A 16,246-nucleotide genomic window follows, 5' to 3' on the forward strand; every position below is an offset into this window, starting at 1 on the left:
GAGAAAAGCCATAAAAAAACCTCACTTTATGGTGAGGTTTTGGTTTATCAGTGGTTATTTGTTTTCTAAAAAATACTTTAAAAGGTATTCAGTTGAGCTATCATGGGGTTTTACAACACCCGTATGGATTTCCTCTAAAATGGAATTGGCTAACTGTTTTCCGAGTTCTACGCCCCATTGGTCATAACTGAAAATATTCCAAATAATACCTTGTACAAAGATTTTGTGTTCGTACAAAGCGACTAAGGAGCCTAGTGATTTTGGGGTTAATTTTTCAATCAAAATCGTATTCGTAGGCTTGTTTCCGGCAAATATCTTGAAAGGCAATAAGAATGTTGCCTGCTCCGCACTAATGCCTTGTTTTTCAAATTCTGCTTTGACTTGCGCTTCCGTTTTTCCGTTTAATAAAGCTTCTGTTTGAGCAAAAAAGTTTGACATTAATTTATCATGATGATCCTGATTGCCGTATAAAGGTTTGACAAAACCAATAAAGTCAGTCGGAATCAATTTGGTTCCCTGATGGATTAACTGGAAAAAGGCGTGTTGTGAATTGGTTCCGGGTTCACCCCAAATGATGGTTCCGGTCTGGTAATTTACCGGTTGACCATCGCGACCGATACTTTTTCCATTACTTTCCATAATGCCCTGTTGCAGGTAAGGCGCCAATTTTTGTAAATATTGCGTATACGGAATCAGCGCTTCACTTTCGGCGCCGAAAAAATTATTGTACCAAATGGACAGCAGAGCCAAAACTACAGGAATATTTTTGTCTAAAGATTCATTTTTGAAATGATTGTCCATTTCATGAGCTCCTTGTAATAAGGCTTCAAAATGATCAAAACCTACCGCCAAACTAATAGACAATCCCACCGCGCTCCATAATGAAAAACGTCCGCCTACCCAATCCCACATAGGGAAAATGTTGTCGGGATTGATACCGAATTCCACTACGCGTTGTGTGTTGGTAGAAACTGCCACGAAGTGTTTACCAACCTCTTCTTGTTTTGCGTATTGTAAAAACCATGAGCGAATTGTTTCCGAATTGGAAAGCGTTTCCTGGGTAGTAAAGGTTTTGGAAACGATAACGAATAAAGTTGTTTCCGGGTTTAAGTTTTTAATGATTTCATTCACATGGTCTCCATCTACGTTGGAAACAAAGTGAACGTTCAGGTGATTTTTATAGTATTGGAGTGCTTCAACCACCATGGCCGGCCCAAGATCAGAACCGCCAATTCCTATATTCACGACATCGGTAAACGCTTTTCCGGTGTAGCCTTTGCGTTTTCCGGAAACAATTTCGTCGGTGAAACTTTTGATTTTGTTTTTTACTTCAAAAACTTCCGGGATTACGTTTTGTCCATTCACCAAAACAGTGGCGTTTTCAGGGGAACGTAAAGCGGTGTGTAATACCGCCCGGTTTTCGGTTTGATTGATGTTTTTGCCTTCAAAATAACTTGCAATAGCGTCATTCAGCTTAGCTTCTTTCGCTAATTCCTGCAGCAATGCAAGTGTTTCCTGATTGATGATGTTTTTGGAATAATCCACTAAAAAATCATTCCATTGGATGTGGAATTTTTCCGTACGGGTTGCATCCTTGGCAAACATTTCAGTCATTGAAACGGTTTTCATTTGCGAAAAATGCTGAGTCAGTTTTTTCCAAGCACCGGTGCTTGTAGGATTGATGTTTGGTAATGCCATTACTATATAATTGAATGACAAATTTACAACTATTGACGGGTAAAAAAAGCGGAATATTTTACGCTAACGTTGTAGTTGAGAAATATTTCTATAAAATTACTTTTTGAATTTTAAATCGGATACACTATCTAACACTCTTTTCAACGGAAGCATTTGTTCCATGAATTTTGGTTTTAGTTTAGAGTCCATTGGAGTTGAGGTGGGTAAGTTGAGTTTTAAAGCATCCACTTGTACGCCGTTTTTCCAAAAACGGTAACATACGTGAGGACCTGTAGCCAAGCCGGTACTTCCTACCTTACCTATAATCTGTCCCTGCGTTACACGCTGTCCGCGTCTAACCAAAATTTTAGACATGTGTAAATATTGGGTTGAGTACGTACGGTCGTGTTTTACTTTCACAAAATTCCCATTACCAGCAGTAAATCCTGCTTGTTCTACTACTCCGGCAGCTGTGGTCATGATAGGGGTTCCGGTTGGTGCGGCATAATCGGTTCCGTTGTGGGCTTTCCATATTTTTTGCACAGGGTGGAATCGGCTTTTTGTGTATCTTGACGTAATATTGACGAATTTTAATGGGGCTTTGAGGAAGAAGTTTTTCAGTGTTTTCCCTTCGTCGTCGTAGTATTGTTGCTTGCCGCTACTGCCGTCCGGAGAGAATGGGAAAGCGTAAATCTTTTTGCCTTTGTATTCAAAATAAGATGCCTTTAAACTGTCTACACCATCATAAATGGTGTCGTTGATGTAACGTTCAGTAAAGGTCAAAGCAAATTTATCTCCTTTTTGTAATTTGAAAAAATCAATAGACCAGGCATAAATTTTTGCTATTCTGGAGGCTAATGAAGCATCTACTTTTAGATTTTGTAATGTTTCAGAAAGAGAACCGTCCAAAGCTCCTGCAATGGTCCGGGTTTTGAATTTTACCGGTCGTACTTTCTTGTGAGCTACCACCGAGTCTCTGAAATCTACGATGTAATAGTTTAGTTGATCTGGTTGATAGACAAAAGCCTGAATTTTGTTGGTTCGGTCTTTGGTTCTGAGGATGAAATATGGTTTTCCTTTTCGGATGGAGCGTACATCAAAAGTATCTTTTACTTTGGCAACCACATCGTAAACCTGATTTCCGTTTAAGTTTTGCTTTTCTAAAATACTGCCAAAAGTATCACCCGATTGGATGGTATCTTCCACTACGTTGAATTCATTCAATTTGAATCCAAATTCTTCGGTTACTGGCATGGCTCTATGCTTCAGAGCTGATTTTTTTTCAGTCTTATCACATGATGTCATTGTCAAAATGACAAAAAGTAAAAGGAGAATCCGTTTCAAATTGCAGAGGCTTTATGAGGGAATAATTATTCTCCCCAGTTTTTTAATTCTTCTTCACTCCACAATTCAGGAAAAAATATACGACGCTGGTATTTCGGATGCATGTATTTTTTCCAATCGCTTCCGCCGGTTGCTTCGCCCGAGCCTTGCCCGCTTTCGATATATTTTTTAGCCGCATTCAAATGACCCATTACCCAAGTGATGTTAACAGTATGGTCGTAATGGCGCATGGCTTTTATGAGATTTTCATCTTTTTGATCTGCTTCGGGAAGTTGTTTGAATTTTTGCCAAATGTTGATGGTGTTGTATTCTTCCATATAGCGAAGAAACTCTTCCCGATACTTTCTTTCAAATTCTAAAATCAAATATGATTTCTCACCTGTTGTGTGGTCTTTACCGGCGGCTTGCCAGTATAAATGTTCTAAGGCATGTGAATAAGGAGTGTTTCTGTCGATGGTGGCTCGGAAACGGTAATCAATCAGGTTAATTAAATCGGTAGAGGAGAATTCAATCAGACGGTATTGCGCACTTTGAAAACCACTTGCCGGCGTTAATGTATTTCGAAACTTCATGTATTGCTCCACTTCCATGCCGTCACCCATGATGTCAAAAGAGGTGGTCAACATGTCAAAATAGCGACTAATACGGCGCAATTTTTCTGTAAAAAAGTCGGTTTTAGGCTTGTCTGTATGACATAACTGTTTGATTTCCCATAAAATCATTTTGAACAACAATTCGTTTACCTGGTGGTACATGATAAAGACCATTTCGTCAGGCAGTACGGTTCTTTGTGTTTGTAAATTCAATAAAGCATCCGTTTGGATGTAATCCCAATAAGTTATGGGTTTAGACCAAAGTAATCCCTCAAGATGGGTATCCGTTTTTTGATTGATGGCTTCAAATTTTTGTTCTAGTGCTTCGAGGAGCTGTTCAGTTTGTGTTGTTTTTGTGTTCATTAGTCGTTTAATTTAACCATAAACGGATTCTTTAATCCTTTAAATCCGTCTAAATCGGCTTTTATGGAGCCAACAGCAAGGCTGGCTTTGATTCGCAAAGGAATTTTATTATCGTCATCAGAAATCCATACCGTCAAACTTTCTTCTTCTTTGAAGACCCTTCCGGATTGTACAATCGGTCTGAAAATCATGGTTGGAGCGGTTCCAAATTTAGTTTTTAAATCTTCCCTTCCGATGAATTTTAACTTAAACTTATAAATCTCATCATCAAAGAACATATCAACGACGATAGACTCACCAACCTTTAGTTTGTCTACATTTGGATGGTTTCTCAGGTAGTAAAAAGTAGAAACAATATCTTGGACATTTTCAGTTACCGAAAAGGTTTTTTCGGTTTTGTTTTTATAGTCTTTGACCAAAACTTTGTTCAAGTCCTGATCGAAAAACCCTTCCTGGTTTTTAGTATAACCACCCTCATCTATTTTTCTGACGTACTGATAAGGTTTATTGGTTGATTTATCAAAGTAGCTTTCATAATTGTCATCTACTTTAAAAAACATACGCGACATTCCGACAGTGTATCCTTTGCCGATGGCGTGATATACTTTTTTGTTTTCTTTAATGCCTTCTTTAATTTCAAGAGTTGCATAACCGGCATTGATAAAACCATAATGAATTCTGAATTTAAACCATTCGCCGCTATCATAAGCGTCAGGTTTTTGAGAAGTAAAACTTACCGTTATAAAAAGTAATAATAAGAAGAAATATTTTTTCATTTTTTTATTCGTTTTTACAGAGTAAGTACAATTTCCGTTCCAAAAGTATTAAAACAAAAAAACCCAATCAAATTAATGACTGAGTTTTTATGCTATTAACCAACCAAAAAACTATAAATTATGAAAATTTATCCAAAAGTTGAGGGAACCACCCCTCATTGTTTTGATAGTGCAAAGATAAGTGGGTTTGTTGCGATATTCCAACAAAAAAACTAACTTTAACACAAAATTAATAATTTGAAAGCTTTTAAAAGGTTGTTTATTGCATTATTGTTAATAAAAGGTCAATTTTATAATGTACCTCGCAACATTTGTTCCCTTTCAATAGACTCAAATAACGCTTTAAAGTTACCGGCACCGAATCCTTTGGCTCCCATTCGTTGAATGATTTCGAAAAATAAGGTCGGACGATCTTCAACAGGTCTGGTGAAAATCTGGAGCAAATATCCTTCATCATCAGCATCAATCATGATTCCTAATTTTTGAAGTTCTTTGATGTCTTCTTTAAATTTACTCATGTGATCTTTTAATCTTTCAGGTATTGCATCATAGTAAGCTTGAGGGGGAGTTGTTAAAAATTCAATTCCTCTGGCACGCATTTCAGCAACTGTTTTGATGATATCGTCCGTAGCCACCGCAATGTGTTGTACCCCGGGACTTTCATAGAAATCTAAATATTCTTCAATTTGAGATTTTTTCTTTCCTTCGGCTGGCTCGTTGATAGGAAATTTAATTCTTCCGTTACCATTACTCATTACTTTTGACATTAAAGCAGAATATTCAGTAGTAATTTGTTTATCGTCAAACGATAGGAAATTGACAAATCCCATAACGTCTTCATACCATTTTACCCAAGTATTCATCTCGTTCCAACCCACATTACCAACCATGTGGTCAACATATTTTAGACCAACCGGAGTTGGATTATAGTCTGATTTCCACTCTTTATATCCCGGTAAAAAAGAACCTTTGTAATTTTTGCGTTCTACAAACATATGTACGGTTTCGCCATACGTATAAATTCCGGCACGAACTACTTCTCCGTGTTCGTCCTTCTCAACTGTTGGCTCCATGTATACTTTGGCACCACGTTTTGTAGTTTCTTCAAAGGCTGAACGAGCATCTTCCACCCAAAGTGCAATTATTTTTACGCCATCACCATGTTTTTTCACATGCTCACCAATTGGAGAATCACTGTTTAGTGCTGTAGTTAATACCAAACGAATTTTGTCTTGTTTCAACACATAAGAAGCTCTGTCTCGCATTCCTGTTTCTAATCCGGCATAAGCGTGTGATTGAAAACCAAAAGCGGTTTTGTAAAAATGAGCGGCTTGTTTGGCATTGCCTACATAAAATTCTACGTAATCTGTTCCTAAAAGCGGAAGGAAATCTTGAGCGCCTTCAAATATTTTTTCAAGTCCGTATTCCACGGATTTTATTTCTTTTGACATACTGTGATTTATTTTAAATGGGGAAAGTTATTTCCCAAAAGTTGTGTTTAATTTTTTTATTCTAACCAAGATTGAAAATACTTGTCATCGGCAATTTTCATGGCTTCTTCAGTTACCATCAACGGTTTAAATGTATCAACCATAACTGCTAATTCTTGAGTGTCTTTTTTACCAATACTTCTTTCTGCTGCTCCCGGATGCGGACCATGCGGAATGCCGGCAGGGTGTAAAGAAATATGCCCGGCTTCGATGTCGTTTCGACTCATAAAGTCGCCATCAACATAATACAACACTTCATCAGAATCGATGTTGCTGTGGTTGTACGGTGCCGGAATGGCATCCGGATGGTAATCGTATAAACGCGGCACAAAAGAGCAAACTACAAACGCATCGGTTTCGAAAGTTTGATGCACCGGTGGCGGTTGGTGTATTCTTCCGGTTATCGGTTCAAAATCGTGAATCGAAAAGGCATAGGGATAATTGTAACCATCATAACCGATTACATCAAAAGGATGTGTGGCATAAACCATTTCAAAAATCTCATCTTTCTTTTTCACTTTGATGATGAATTCTCCCTTTTCGTTATAGGTTTCCAATTCTTCCGGGCGTCGTATATCGCGCTCGCAAAAAGGAGAATGTTCTAATAGTTGCCCAAACCAGTTTCGGTAACGTTTCGGGGTGTAAATCGGTCGGTGTGATTCAACGATGAACAAGCGATTGTCTTCAGTATCAAAGTCAATTTTATAAATAATGCCTCTCGGAATCAATAAGTAATCCCCATATTTAAAATCGAGATTGCCCAACATAGTTCTGAGTTTACCGGTTCCTTTGTGGATGAAAATTAACTCATCAGAATCTGTGTTTTTATAAAAATAATCTTTAGTCGATTCTTTGGGAGCGGCTAAAACAATATGACAATCGGAATTGGTCAACACAATTTTGCGACTTTCCAAAAAATCATTTGTCGGAACAACTTCAAAGCCACGCAGTCTGTATGACTGAATGTTGTTGGCTTTGGAAACTTTAGGCGCAATACTGTATTGCTTGCGGATTTCTTTAACTTGTGTAGGGCGCTGCTCGTGATAGGAGTTGGTTGACATGCCATCAAAACCAACCGTTCCAAACAGTTGTTCATAATACAAATCTCCGTTGGGTTTGCGAAAAATGGTGTGTCTTTTGGGAGGAATGTTCCCTAATTTATGATATAATGGCATAATTTTAAATGAATTAATTTAACAATTTTAAAATGCAGCAATAGGTCAATTGTTGCATTGAATAATTTGTGCACCAAACCAACTCACTCAGGATTTCTCTTGATGAGGAATTTTAAATGTGCTAATAAATTATCCCATTTTTTCATTCATACAAATATCGGAAAAATATAAATTACAGAAATGATAATTGTCAAACTTTTAAAAAAGTAAAAAGGATTAAAGAGACAGTCGACTCTTTAATCCTTTTTTATATCTTTAAGTAAGAAGTTATTCCGGATTGTTCAGCTTACTTCTTTTCTTACTGTAGCCAAAGTAAACAATCATCCCTAGAGCTAACCATCCTATCAGTCGCAACCAATTGGTCCACCCTAGTCCGAAAATCATAGCAAGACAGACTACTATACCTAAAATGGGCACTACCGGAACCAACGGAGTTTTAAATTCGCGTTTCATGTCGGGTTCTGTTTTTCTCAAAACAATGACTGAAGCACAAACCAAGATGAAAGCAAATAAAGTTCCGATACTGGTCATATCGCCGACAATATCTCCCGGGATAAACGCTGCAAATAAGCCGACAATAACTAAAATCACTAAGTTAGCCTTGTAAGGTGTTTTGTATTTAGGATGCACATCGCTAAAAGCTTTTGGCAATAATCCGTCGTTCCCCATGGAGTAAAATACACGTGACTGACCTAATAACATCACCAAAATCACCGAAGAAAATCCGGCTAAGATAGCAACTGTTACAAACTGGGCCAACCATTCATATCCAACCATATATTTTTGAATAGCAAATGCTACGGAAGCTTCCTTTCCACCGGTTCTGAAATCTTCTACTGTTGCCACACCGGTTAACACGTGAGCAAAAAGAATATACAATATTGTACAAACGGCCAAAGAACCTAAGATTCCTATCGGCATATCGCGTTTTGGATTTTTGGTTTCCTGTGCAGCGGTACTCACCGCATCAAATCCGATAAAGGCAAAGAATACAGTTCCTGCGGCTCCCAAAATTCCCATTACACCTCCAAAGCTGTGACCAATTCCCTGATCGTCGGTATACGTTGAAGCTTCCGGAATATACGGAGTATGATTAGCAGGATTGATAAAATGCCAACCGAAGACGATAATCATTACCACAATCGAAACTTTTGTAACTACAATTATCCCGTTCACAAAGGCAGATTCTTGTGTTCCCTTAATCAAAAGCAAGCTAATGGCGGCCACAATAAAAAATGCCGGTAAATTTATGATTCCACTAACGCCATCGGCTGATTGTTGGAACGGAGAATGACACCATTCAAACGGAATTGGGCTCACATGGAGCACGTTGACCAGTAGGTTGTTGAGATACTCACTCCAAGCAATTCCTACTGTGGCGGCCCCTACAGCATATTCTAATATCAAATCCCAGCCGATTACCCATGCCAACAATTCACCCATGGTGGCATACGTGTAGGTGTAGGCACTTCCCGAAATAGGAATAGAAGAAGATAATTCAGCATAACACAGTCCGGCCAAGGCACAACCAATAGCGGCTACAATGAACCCAATGGTTACAGACGGTCCTGCATTTTGAGCTGCTGCCGTTGCGGTTCTCACGAAAAGACCGGCACCGATAATGGCGCCAATTCCCAACGCAACAAGAGACCAGGCAGTTAAAGTTCTTTTTAATCCTTTTTCAGATTCTGACGCTTCTGCAAGTAGTTGCGCCATAGGTTTTCTTTTCCAAATTGACATAAAAGAGGGTTTAGTTAATAGATTTCAAATATAGTTTTTTATGTGGCATTTTGAACAAAAATAAAATTTTTCCCCACGAAGTCAAATCTTAAAACCAGAAACCTACGCTAATAAAGGTATAGCCTTTGCTGAGTTCCGGTGACCAAGTATACTTGAGCTCTACCGGCCCCACAGCTGATTCTAAAGCATAACCAATCGCATATCCATTGTATTTTGGTCTGGAAAACCAATCGCCGGTAGTAAATAAGTCGTCCGCTATATTGGCGTAGTTGGCGGCAAAATTAATGTGGTTCTTTTTGTAAACTTCATAATCCAATGTCACACAGCCTTTGATAAAACTATCAGCGGAAACACTCAGAAAATCATAGCCATAAAAATGCTGGAAGTTGTTAATGGTATTGAATCCGTAACCGCCCAGAATAAAGTCAAAGAAGTGAACACTGTCTTTACCAATAACAAATCCGGCATCAGACTGCAGTTTCACGGTAAATTTTTTGTTAAATGTTTTGGCTACAGCAATCTGTCCTTTGGCAATGGAATAGCGATGAAATTCATCAGTGTAGTTTGAAGAGTACAGGAAGGATTGTAAATCACCGGTAAAGAACCAACCTTTTTTGGGGAAGATTTTGTTGTCAAACGAATCAAATTTGGCGTAACCGAAAATACTGGCGTAATCACTGTTTTCAAAAGTAGGGGAAATGGTTCCCAGATTGTCCGATTTGATTTTTAAATGTTTGTATTCTACACCGGCACCGATTAGAATTTTTTGGATAAAAACCGTCTGCATGTAAGCTTGATTAGTCAAATCAGAGAAATCAATGTTGATGGAATTCAGCCCTAATTGGGTTAAAAGTTCTCCGTTTCTGAAATCGGTGCGAACGTTTCTGTTGAAGGTATTGTAGCGCGATTTGATACCGAAACTCCAGTAAAAACCATTGTCAATATAATAATCCAAATTGTATCGGATGTTATCCCCCAATCCTACATCGAGTGAAACGACATCGTTTTTAAACAGGGATTTCTTCTGAGTAATATTAGCCAAAATGGCGCTTTTATACAAGCCATCATAATGCAATCCGAATTTTAAAAAGGTTTTGGTGGGATTTTCGGTTAAGTTTAATTGTAACTCATCACCGTCTTTATAAGGTTCCAGAGTATAACTTATGCGGCTGAAGTTTTGTGTCGCATTGATGTTGTTAATGCCTCGTTTTAAATCGTCATAGGTTATTTGAGAGTTGTTTTTAAATCGAAGTTTCCCCAATATATAAGCCCTTGTGTAGTTGTCGAGTTTGTTTATGTTGACACTTTTTATCGCTAAAGTATCTTTTTGTACCTTGAAATGCTGCAGTTGATAGGGTTGTGCCGAATCGACCAATTTAATTATGGCATCCATTTGTAACATGGTGGCTTCTTCACCTTTTTTGACAATTTCCTGTCCTTCGTCAAAAGAAATCACACCATAATTGGAAATGTCGGGTTTGATATAGATGTCGGTGATTTTTATTTTTTCCTTCATCTTTTTAATCATGTCCAAATTGGTAATTTGAACTAAAATTCGGGTGGCATCTTTTAATGACTTTCGATCTTTTAAATCATCCTGAACATCAACTCCAATGATAATGTCTGCTCCCATTTTACGCACTTCCTCCGCTGGGTAATTATTGACTACACCACCATCAATCAACAATTTTCCGTCTATTTCAACCGGAGAAAATAAAGAAGGAAAGGCCGAACTGGCCAACATAGCCTGCGCCAAATAACCGCTTTGTAGTACCACCGGTTCGCCCTTTTCGATGTCAGTAGCCACACATAAAAACGGTATCGGAAGTTTGTTGAAATCTTTGATATGTCTGACTTTGTGGGTTAGTTTTGACAGCAAACTATAGTTGTACATTCCTTTGGAAAGTGCAATCGGGATACCAATTTTCAACTTGTTAAAGGGCAGTGAAAGAGCATACATTTCATCGTTTCTCTTTTCATAAAAACTCTTGGAAGAGCGCGGAATGTAGTCCTGTAATAATTCATCAAAATTGGTGTTGTAAAAAATAGAATCTATTTGCTGGGCATTATAGCCTGTGGCATACAACCCTCCAACTACGGCCCCCATGCTGGTACCGCCTATGTAATCTATCTTGATTCCGGCTTTTTCCAGTGCTTTCAATACACCTATATGAGCAAATCCTTTGGCACCACCACCACTAAGTACTAAACCTATTTTGGGTCTTTTTTTTGCCACGGTATCTTGTGCGGTCATAACCTGTAACGAACACAGGACCAGCATTACGAGAAGGGCTTTTTTCATAAGGGGGTTAGGATTTACTAATGTTGTAAAATTCGGAAATTTTTTTGGCTTTTGATGCACCTACAACCTCAGAAATTTCTTTTTCTGTGGCCAATTTTAATCTTTTAACACTTTTGAAGTGCTTTATGAGTGCCAACATCGTCTTTTCGCCTATACCGGGAATCGTTTCCATAGTGGTTTGCAGGGCCGATTTGCTGCGCTTGTCCCGATGGTGGGTAATCCCGAATCGGTGGGCTTCGTTGCGCAACTGCTGAATCACTTTCAGGGTTTCTGATTTTTTGTCCAGATACAAAGGCACTGAATCACCAGGATAGAAAAGTTCTTCCAATCGCTTGGCAATACCGATGATTGCTATTTTTCCTCGCAATCCCAAATCGTCAATGCTTTTTAGTGCCGATGATAATTGACCTTTACCACCATCAATGATGATGAGTTGCGGCAAGGGCTGGTTTTCGTCGAGCAGGCGTTTGTATCTTCGGTACACCACTTCTTCCATCGAAGCAAAATCATTCGGCCCTTCTACGGTTTTAATATTGAAATGACGGTAGTCTTTTTTGCTGGGCTTGCCGTCTTTAAAAACCACACAGGCCGAGACCGGATTGGTTCCCTGGATGTTAGAGTTGTCAAAACATTCAATGTGGCGCGGCTCTACAGTGAGTCGCAAATCTTTTTGCATTTGCGCCATGATGCGGTTGGTATGCCGCTCGGGGTCAACAATCTGAATTTGTTTCAACTGCTCTAAGCGTTGGTATTTGGCATTGCGTTGCGAGAGTTCTAGAATTTGTTTTTTATCACCAAGCTGTGGCACGGTCACTTTTATTTTATCGCCAAAATCCAATTCAAATGGCAAAATGATTTCTCGAGTGGTCAAATGAAAACGCTCTCTTAGCTCAACAACGGCGAGCTCTAATAGTTCTTCATCCGTCTCATCCAATTTCTTTTTGAGTTCCAAAGTATGCGAACGAATGATAGCACCATGTGAAATCTGAAGGAAATTGACATAGGCCATCGCTTCATCAGAAACAATGGAAAACACATCGACATTAGAAATCTTCGGATTCAAAATCGTGGAGCGCGACTGGTAATTTTCGAGCACTTCGATTTTTTCTTTTATTTTTTGGGCGGCTTCAAAGTGCATATCGGTAGCCAATTCGTGCATCATTTTCTTGAAATCGCGCAAGCTGTCTTTGAAGTTGCCTTTCAGTATCTCGCGGATAGCGTCTACCTGTTTTTGATAATGTGCCAAAGGTTCATGCCCTTCGCAAGGTCCTTTGCAGTTGCCAATATGGTATTCCAAACACACTTTGTACTTGCCCGATTTGATATTGCCGTCACTCAAATCATAGTTGCAGGTGCGCAACGGATAGAGTTCTTTAATCAAATCTAATATAGTGTTGACGGTCTTGAAATTGGTATAGGGCCCAAAATATTCAGAGCCGTCTTTCACCATTCTTCGGGTGGGGAATATTCTGGAAAAAGGTTCTTTCTTGATGCAAATCCACGGATAGGTCTTATCGTCTTTCAACAGTACATTGTAGCGGGGTTGCAGTTTTTTGATGAGGTTATTTTCCAGCAAAAGCGCATCGGCTTCGGTGGCCACCACGATGTGTTTGATCTCCACAATTTTTTTGACCAACACATTGGTCTTGGCATTGTCGTGCAGTTTGTTGAAATAGGAGGAAACCCGCTTCTTCAGATTTTTGGCCTTGCCTACATACAGTATCTTTCCGTCCTTGTCATAATACTGATACACTCCGGGACTGTCGGGCAGGGTTTGTAATTGAAGCGCTATCGAAGAGGTTTCCATAAAAACAAAGTTAATTGAAATTGCTATAAATACAAGAAGAGTTATACCTAACATTTATCATGTTTTTTTGATATAGGATGCCTTAGTTTTGAAAAAAATTTAGGTATGAAATACTGGAAAAAACTCCCTTCAGAAGAACGCAAGTTCCGAATCCATAAAGCATTGATTGAAAATATCAATTTTGCCAAAGACAATGCCTTGGGATATCCGGCTTCAAAATTGGATAATAAGGTTTTTAATGACGATGCGCCTTTTTTAAAAGAGTCTCCCATTTTGCAAACTTATGTCGCGAATCCCAACAATATAGGCTGCCACACTTTTGGCGCTTCCGAAAGGGCGTTCCAGGGCACTCACGAAATTGAACGCGAAGTATTAAATGTGATTGCCGTAGACATTTTCAAAGCCGCCCCCGATTCGTTTGATGGATACATTTCCCCGGGAGGTACAGAGGCCAACATCCAGGCGATTTGGATGTTTCGCAACTATTTCATGAATAATTATGATGCTCAAAGTAACGAAATTGTCATAGCAGCATCAGAAGATACCCATTATTCTATCCCCAAAGCAGCCAATTTGCTGCAACTCGATTGGCTGAAAATCCCGGTAGATTTCAATACACGTGTGATTGATAAAGCGCAATTGGAACTGATGGTTGAAAAAGCCAAAGCAGAAGGGAAGAAGTACTTTATTGTAATCTCCAACCTGGGAACCACTATGTTTGGTTCGGTTGACAATCCCGAAGATTATATTGAGGTTTTAGAAAAGCATGATGTAGCGTATAAATTGCATATTGACGGGGCTTACGGCGGTTTTGTATACCCGTTTAGCAACCAGGAATCGGTAATCAACTTCAGCAATCCCAAGATTAGTTCGATAACCATTGATGCACATAAAATGCTGCAGGCGCCTTACGGAACCGGAATTTTCATTTGCCGAAAAGGCTATATCGAAAATGTCCTGACCAAGGAGGCCGAATATGTAGAAGGGATGGATTTAACCCTTTGCGGCAGCCGAAGCGGTGCCAATGCAGTAGCGGTTTGGATGATATTATTCACTTATGGGCCCAATGGGTGGTTTGAAAAAGTTAGTGTGTTACAAATGCGAACCCAATACTTGTGCAAACAACTGGACGAATTAAATATCCAATATTTCCGGGAACCTTTTATGAATATCGTAACCATTAAGGCCGAATATATTTCTAAAGCGTTGGTTGAGAAATACGATTTGGTACCACAAAGCCATCATGGGGCTAATGATTGGTATAAAATTGTGCTGATGGATCACGTAGAAGTAGAACATTTGACTACTTTTATAAACGATTTGAAGGCTACCGTTTATGTTTAAAAAAGAACTGCGTATAAAGTATAAAGCGTGGCGTCAGGAAATGACGCAGGCTGATATTGAGGATAAAAGTTTGGCCATTGCCAACAGGCTGTTGCAGTTGGATATTTGGGATAAAACCTATTTTCATTTGTTTTTAACCATAGTAGAACAAAAGGAAGTAGATACGGAGTTTGTATTGCAAATTTTAGCTGGAAAAGACAAGGAAATTGTTGTGGCTAAAAGCAATTTTGACACCCTTGAAATGACCCATTATCTGTTGACAGATAATACAAAGTTCCAAAAAAACGAATACAACATCTATGAGCCCATAGACGGGATTGAAGTGCCCGTTGCCAAAATTGATGCAGTGTTTGTGCCTTTGTTGGCTTATGATAAAAAAGGAAACAGAGTGGGTTATGGCAAAGGATTTTACGACAACTTTCTTTCAAAATGCAAAGCGGATGTCGTTAAAATCGGGTTGTCATTCTTCGAGCCCGAAGAATCTATAGAAGATGTTTTGCCTACTGATATTCGCTTGGATTACTGTGTTACCCCTGCGAATTTGTATGACTTTCGACAAGGGTTTTTCGAGTAAAAGCTTTTTTGTTGAATACAATCAAGATACCCACACCGGTAGAAATCGCCATATCGGCTATATTGAAAATAGCATTGAAGAATTTGAATTCCTGTCCTCCCCAAAGCGGCAACCATTTTGGCAATTGTCCTTCCCAAATAGGGAAATACAACATGTCCACCACTTTGCCGTGAAACCAGCTTCCATAAGGTTTATCAGAAAAAGCGGTGGCTAAATGACCATAGCTGTCATCAAACACCACTCCGTAAAAAACAGAATCAATAATGTTTCCGGCTGCGCCGGCAAATATCAAGGCGATGGCTATCATCAAATAGTTAGAACTGTGTTTGCAGCTTGAGTCGTATAACCAATAGCCTATTCCACCAATAGCAAGGATTCGGAAAACAGTCAGAATTAATTTGCCATACGCTCCCGGGATTTTGGTTCCCCAAGCCATTCCTTCATTTTCAATCAGCAATATTTTAAACCAATTGGCCACATTGATTTGTCCGGCTTCCCCATACACAAAATTGGTCTTGATATAAATTTTGACGAATTGGTCTACCAATAAAATAATGGCGATAATCAGGATGGAATTTCGTAATGACATTTTTGAAATTTTGATGCGCAAAAATAGTGTTTTTTTCCAAAAAATAACGCTCCGTTCAGGAGCGTTATTTTATTTATTGTAAAGTGGTTATCGCTGCAAATTTTTAGCCTCAATACTCATCGTTGCATGAGGAACGATTTTCAATCTTTCTTTGGAAATCAGTTTTCCGGTTACTTTGCAAATCCCGTAGGTTTTGTTTTCAACACGGAAAAGCGCATTTTTTAAATCGCGTATGAATTTCTCCTGACGAATCGCTAATTGAGAGTTCGCTTCTTTAGACATGGTTTCGCTGCCTTCTTCAAAGGCTTTAAACGTAGGAGACGTGTCGTCAGTACCGTTGTTTAAGTCGTTCATGTAGGCGCTTTTTATAAGGTCTAAATCGGCTTTGGCTTTTTCAATTTTTGCTAAAATAATTTCTTTGAACTCAGCTAAATCAGCATCAGAGTATCTTAATTTTTCTTCTACCATAATC

13 protein-coding genes are annotated in these 16,246 nt (G+C 38.9%); 2 read left to right on the forward strand and 11 right to left on the reverse strand.

All coding sequences use genetic code 11. The annotated features are described in order from the left end of the window. Positions 1–54: 54 nt before the first annotated feature. The 9 genes from pgi to uvrC form a co-directional block, all read right to left on the reverse strand. On the reverse strand, positions 55–1,698 hold the full coding sequence (gene pgi, locus ACSVH6_RS03060) for a glucose-6-phosphate isomerase (RefSeq protein ID WP_438075428.1): 1,644 nt from the start codon (positions 1,696–1,698) through the stop codon (positions 55–57). Between the two features lie 96 nt (positions 1,699–1,794). Continuing rightward, positions 1,795–3,021, reverse strand: a complete 1,227-nt coding sequence (locus ACSVH6_RS03065; protein ID WP_438075430.1) for a peptidoglycan DD-metalloendopeptidase family protein — start codon at positions 3,019–3,021, stop codon at positions 1,795–1,797. Positions 3,022–3,047: 26 nt separating this feature from the next. Further along, complete coding sequence (locus ACSVH6_RS03070; RefSeq protein WP_438075432.1) at positions 3,048–3,977, reverse strand: tryptophan 2,3-dioxygenase family protein; 930 nt, start codon at positions 3,975–3,977, stop codon at positions 3,048–3,050. Continuing rightward, positions 3,977–4,753, reverse strand: a complete 777-nt coding sequence (locus ACSVH6_RS03075; protein WP_438075433.1) for a DUF3108 domain-containing protein — start codon at positions 4,751–4,753, stop codon at positions 3,977–3,979. Before ACSVH6_RS03075 ends, ACSVH6_RS03070 begins: the two co-directional genes overlap by 1 nt. Before the next feature lie 290 nt (positions 4,754–5,043). After that, positions 5,044–6,204: a 4-hydroxyphenylpyruvate dioxygenase gene (gene hppD, locus ACSVH6_RS03080; protein WP_438075435.1), complete on the reverse strand. Its 1,161-nt coding sequence runs from the start codon at positions 6,202–6,204 to the stop codon at positions 5,044–5,046. 56 nt (positions 6,205–6,260) lie between these two features. Then, positions 6,261–7,418 (reverse strand): homogentisate 1,2-dioxygenase, encoded by a 1,158-nt coding sequence (locus tag ACSVH6_RS03085; protein ID WP_438075437.1) that lies wholly within the window; start codon positions 7,416–7,418, stop codon positions 6,261–6,263. Between the two features lie 267 nt (positions 7,419–7,685). Next, a complete protein-coding gene (locus ACSVH6_RS03090) occupies positions 7,686–9,158 on the reverse strand; it encodes an amino acid permease (protein ID WP_438075439.1) in 1,473 nt (490 codons plus the stop codon). Between the two features lie 88 nt (positions 9,159–9,246). Next, entirely contained in the window at positions 9,247–11,460 is a 2,214-nt protein-coding gene (locus ACSVH6_RS03095) for a patatin-like phospholipase family protein (RefSeq protein ID WP_438075441.1), read from the reverse strand. Positions 11,461–11,467: 7 nt separating this feature from the next. Next, positions 11,468–13,267, reverse strand: a complete 1,800-nt coding sequence (uvrC, locus tag ACSVH6_RS03100) for an excinuclease ABC subunit UvrC (RefSeq protein WP_438075443.1) — start codon at positions 13,265–13,267, stop codon at positions 11,468–11,470. A gap of 105 nt (positions 13,268–13,372) precedes the next feature. On the opposite strand from uvrC, the gene ACSVH6_RS03105 reads away from it, so the two are divergent. Further along, the gene (locus ACSVH6_RS03105) at positions 13,373–14,611 is read left to right on the forward strand and encodes a pyridoxal-dependent decarboxylase (protein WP_438075445.1); all 1,239 of its coding nucleotides are present in this window, start codon (positions 13,373–13,375) and stop codon (positions 14,609–14,611) included. Continuing rightward, on the forward strand, positions 14,604–15,185 hold the full coding sequence (locus tag ACSVH6_RS03110; protein WP_438075447.1) for a 5-formyltetrahydrofolate cyclo-ligase: 582 nt from the start codon (positions 14,604–14,606) through the stop codon (positions 15,183–15,185). The genes ACSVH6_RS03105 and ACSVH6_RS03110 overlap by 8 nt, the downstream gene beginning before the upstream one ends. Here ACSVH6_RS03110 and ACSVH6_RS03115 read toward each other — a convergent pair. Next, positions 15,139–15,774, reverse strand: coding sequence for a lipoprotein signal peptidase (locus ACSVH6_RS03115; RefSeq protein WP_438075449.1), 636 nt, complete (start codon positions 15,772–15,774; stop codon positions 15,139–15,141). The two genes, ACSVH6_RS03110 and ACSVH6_RS03115, sit on opposite strands and share 47 nt — an antisense overlap. 87 nt (positions 15,775–15,861) lie before the next feature. Then, positions 15,862–16,242: a TraR/DksA family transcriptional regulator gene (locus ACSVH6_RS03120; protein ID WP_131474676.1), complete on the reverse strand. Its 381-nt coding sequence runs from the start codon at positions 16,240–16,242 to the stop codon at positions 15,862–15,864. Positions 16,243–16,246 lie beyond the last annotated feature (4 nt).

Origin of the sequence: Flavobacterium sp. XGLA_31 (assembly GCF_051547105.1) — a bacterium.
GTDB lineage: Bacteria > Bacteroidota > Bacteroidia > Flavobacteriales > Flavobacteriaceae > Flavobacterium.

Excerpts from the sequence above, each read along its gene's own strand:
- pgi (WP_438075428.1), bottom strand. The coding sequence starts at position 1,698 with ATGGCATTACCAAACATCAATCCTACAAGCACCGGTGCTTGGAAAAAA.
- ACSVH6_RS03070 (WP_438075432.1), bottom strand. The coding sequence starts at position 3,977 with ATGAACACAAAAACAACACAAACTGAACAGCTCCTCGAAGCACTAGAA.
- ACSVH6_RS03075 (WP_438075433.1), bottom strand. The coding sequence starts at position 4,753 with ATGAAAAAATATTTCTTCTTATTATTACTTTTTATAACGGTAAGTTTT.
- hppD (WP_438075435.1), bottom strand. The coding sequence starts at position 6,204 with ATGTCAAAAGAAATAAAATCCGTGGAATACGGACTTGAAAAAATATTT.
- ACSVH6_RS03085 (WP_438075437.1), bottom strand. The coding sequence starts at position 7,418 with ATGCCATTATATCATAAATTAGGGAACATTCCTCCCAAAAGACACACC.
- ACSVH6_RS03090 (WP_438075439.1), bottom strand. The coding sequence starts at position 9,158 with ATGTCAATTTGGAAAAGAAAACCTATGGCGCAACTACTTGCAGAAGCG.
- ACSVH6_RS03095 (WP_438075441.1), bottom strand. The coding sequence starts at position 11,460 with ATGAAAAAAGCCCTTCTCGTAATGCTGGTCCTGTGTTCGTTACAGGTT.
- uvrC (WP_438075443.1), bottom strand. The coding sequence starts at position 13,267 with ATGGAAACCTCTTCGATAGCGCTTCAATTACAAACCCTGCCCGACAGT.
- ACSVH6_RS03105 (WP_438075445.1), top strand. The coding sequence starts at position 13,373 with ATGAAATACTGGAAAAAACTCCCTTCAGAAGAACGCAAGTTCCGAATC.
- ACSVH6_RS03110 (WP_438075447.1), top strand. The coding sequence starts at position 14,604 with ATGTTTAAAAAAGAACTGCGTATAAAGTATAAAGCGTGGCGTCAGGAA.
- ACSVH6_RS03115 (WP_438075449.1), bottom strand. The coding sequence starts at position 15,774 with ATGTCATTACGAAATTCCATCCTGATTATCGCCATTATTTTATTGGTA.
- ACSVH6_RS03120 (WP_131474676.1), bottom strand. The coding sequence starts at position 16,242 with ATGGTAGAAGAAAAATTAAGATACTCTGATGCTGATTTAGCTGAGTTC.